Origin of the sequence: Klebsiella sp. OBRC7 (assembly GCF_000293135.1) — a bacterium.
GTDB lineage: Bacteria > Pseudomonadota > Gammaproteobacteria > Enterobacterales > Enterobacteriaceae > Klebsiella > Klebsiella michiganensis.
In genome coordinates, this window is record NZ_ALNJ01000095.1 from 1 (window position 1) to 2,405 (window position 2,405).

Genomic DNA, 2,405 nt, shown 5'->3' on the forward strand with positions numbered 1-2,405 from the left:
ATGACAAAGTCATCGGGCATTATCTGACCATAAAACACTATCAATAAGTTGGAGTCATTACCATTTAATGAAGAACGGTAAAGATTATCTGAGCCGGTATCCGGAGCATTAACCCCAATAGTCATTATGGGTAATATTGTGCCATCGCGCTCCTCGCTGTTTTTATGTTAATCCGACGACAAGACCACACTTTGTATATGGACATACTCATTGCGGGTGTTAGTATGACATTGACGGTAGCAATAAATATGCGTGTTTCATTTAAGGCGAGGATTGCTGATGATGACCACATTGATCGCACCTCTTTCTGACCGGTTAGCAGCGCTGCAGGCTCCCTGCGCCAGTCGGCCTTATCCCCGATTCCTCCCTTCCCTGAAGAGACGAAACTCCGCCATGTGGAGGAGAAGCGCGCACCACTCAGCCTATGGAACAAAGCGAGTCGCGTATGGACAAAATCAAACGGCGTTGGGTTGGATACGTTATTGGTTTAGCGGTGGTGATTGCCGCAGCGGCATGGTGGATGCTGCGCCCGCCGGGGATCCCTGAGGGCTTTGCCAGCAGTAACGGCAGGATTGAAGCCACAGAAGTCGATATCGCCACCAAAACCGCCGGGCGTATCGACACCATCCTGGTCAAAGAGGGACAGTTTGTTCGCCAGGGCGAGGTGCTGGCCCGTATGGACACCCGGGTACTCAACGAACAACGGCTGGAGGCCGCCGCGCAAATCAAGGAAGCAGAGAGCGCGATTGCCGCCGCGAAAGCCCTGCTCGACCAGCGCCAAAGCGAAATGCGCGCTACGGAAGCGGTGGTGAAGCAGCGGCAGGCGGAACTAAACTCCTCGGCTAAACGACACGTCCGTTCCAGCACGCTCTCGCAGCGCGGCGCGGTCTCCGCACAGCAGCTGGATGACGACCAGGCGGCGGCAGAAAGCGCCAGAGCGGCGCTGGAATCCGCCAAAGCGCAGGTCTCTGCCGCCAGGGCCGCGATTGAGGCGGCGCGAACCAGCATCATACAGGCGCAAACCCGGGTCGAGGCCGCCCAGGCGACCGAACGGCGGATTATCGCCGATATCGACGATAGCGAGCTGAAAGCCCCGCGCGATGGCCGCATTCAGTACCGCGTCGCCGAACCGGGAGAGGTGCTGGCGGCGGGCGGCCGGGTGCTGAATATGGTCGACTTATCCGATGTCTATATGACCTTCTTCCTGCCTACCGAGCAGGCGGGTCTGCTGGCGCTGGGCAGCGAAGCGCGAATTATCCTCGATGCCGCGCCGAATCTGGTGATCCCCGCCAATATCAGTTTTGTCGCCAGCGTGGCGCAGTTTACGCCTAAAACGGTGGAAACCAGCGATGAACGGCTGAAGCTGATGTTCCGCGTAAAAGCCCGTATTCCGCCAGAGCTGCTGGCGGAGCATCTGGAGTATGTGAAGACCGGCCTGCCCGGTATGGCCTGGGTCCGTCTGGATAACCAGCAGGCGTGGCCTGAAGCGCTGACGGTGAGGTTGCCGCAATGAAAACCGTCGCCCGCCTGGAAAACGTCAGCCAACACTTTGGCGCAACCGTCGCGCTGAAGGACATTACGCTGAGCATTCCCGCCCGCTGTATGGTGGGCCTAATCGGGCCCGACGGCGTGGGCAAGTCCAGCCTGCTATCGCTGATTTCCGGCGCGCGCGTGATTGAGCACGGCAACATTATGGTGCTCGGCGGCGATATGAGCAATGTACGTCATCGCCAGGACGTCTGCCCGAAAATCGCCTGGATGCCCCAGGGGCTGGGGAAGAATCTCTACCATACCCTGTCGGTCTATGAAAACGTCGATTTCTTCGCCCGTCTGTTCGGCCATGATAAAGCCGAACGCGACATCCGCATCAATGAGCTGCTCCAGAGTACCGGCCTGGCGCCGTTTCGCGACCGCCCGGCAGGAAAACTCTCCGGGGGGATGAAGCAGAAGCTCGGCCTGTGCTGCGCGCTTATTCACGACCCGCAGCTGCTGATCCTTGATGAACCCACCACCGGCGTCGATCCCCTCTCGCGGGCGCAGTTTTGGGATCTGATCGACAGCATCCGCCAGCGTCAGCCGGAGATGAGCGTCCTGGTCGCCACCGCTTACATGGAGGAGGCGGAGCGCTTTGACTGGCTGGTTGCCATGAACGCGGGGGAAGTTCTGGCGACCGGCAGCGCCGATGAGCTTAAAGCGCACACGGCGAGTCAGACGCTGGAACAGGCGTTTATCGCCCTGCTTCCTGAAGCCCAGCGCCTGGCGCATAAAGAGGTGATCATCCCGCCGCGCAATGCGGACGAAAGCGAAATTGCGATTGAAGCGCGCGGGCTAACGATGCGCTTCGGTCAATTTGTTGCCGTTGATCACGTCAACTTCCGCATTGCCCGCGGCGAGATTTTTGGCTT

The 2,405-nt window shown here is 58.9% G+C and carries 2 protein-coding genes; both read left to right on the forward strand.

Annotated features, from left to right (window positions below; genetic code table 11):
• Positions 1–445: 445 nt before the first annotated feature.
• On the forward strand, positions 446–1,513 hold the full coding sequence (locus HMPREF1144_RS20435; protein WP_042928142.1) for an HlyD family secretion protein: 1,068 nt from the start codon (positions 446–448) through the stop codon (positions 1,511–1,513).
• The coding region (locus HMPREF1144_RS20440; RefSeq protein ID WP_009653839.1) for an ATP-binding cassette domain-containing protein at positions 1,510–2,405 on the forward strand (896 nt) is incomplete at its 3' end. The genes HMPREF1144_RS20435 and HMPREF1144_RS20440, both read left to right, overlap by 4 nt.

What these genes read in the sequence shown, in the direction of transcription:
- HMPREF1144_RS20435 (WP_042928142.1), top strand. Translation starts at nt 446, where the DNA reads ATGGACAAAATCAAACGGCGTTGGGTTGGATACGTTATTGGTTTAGCG.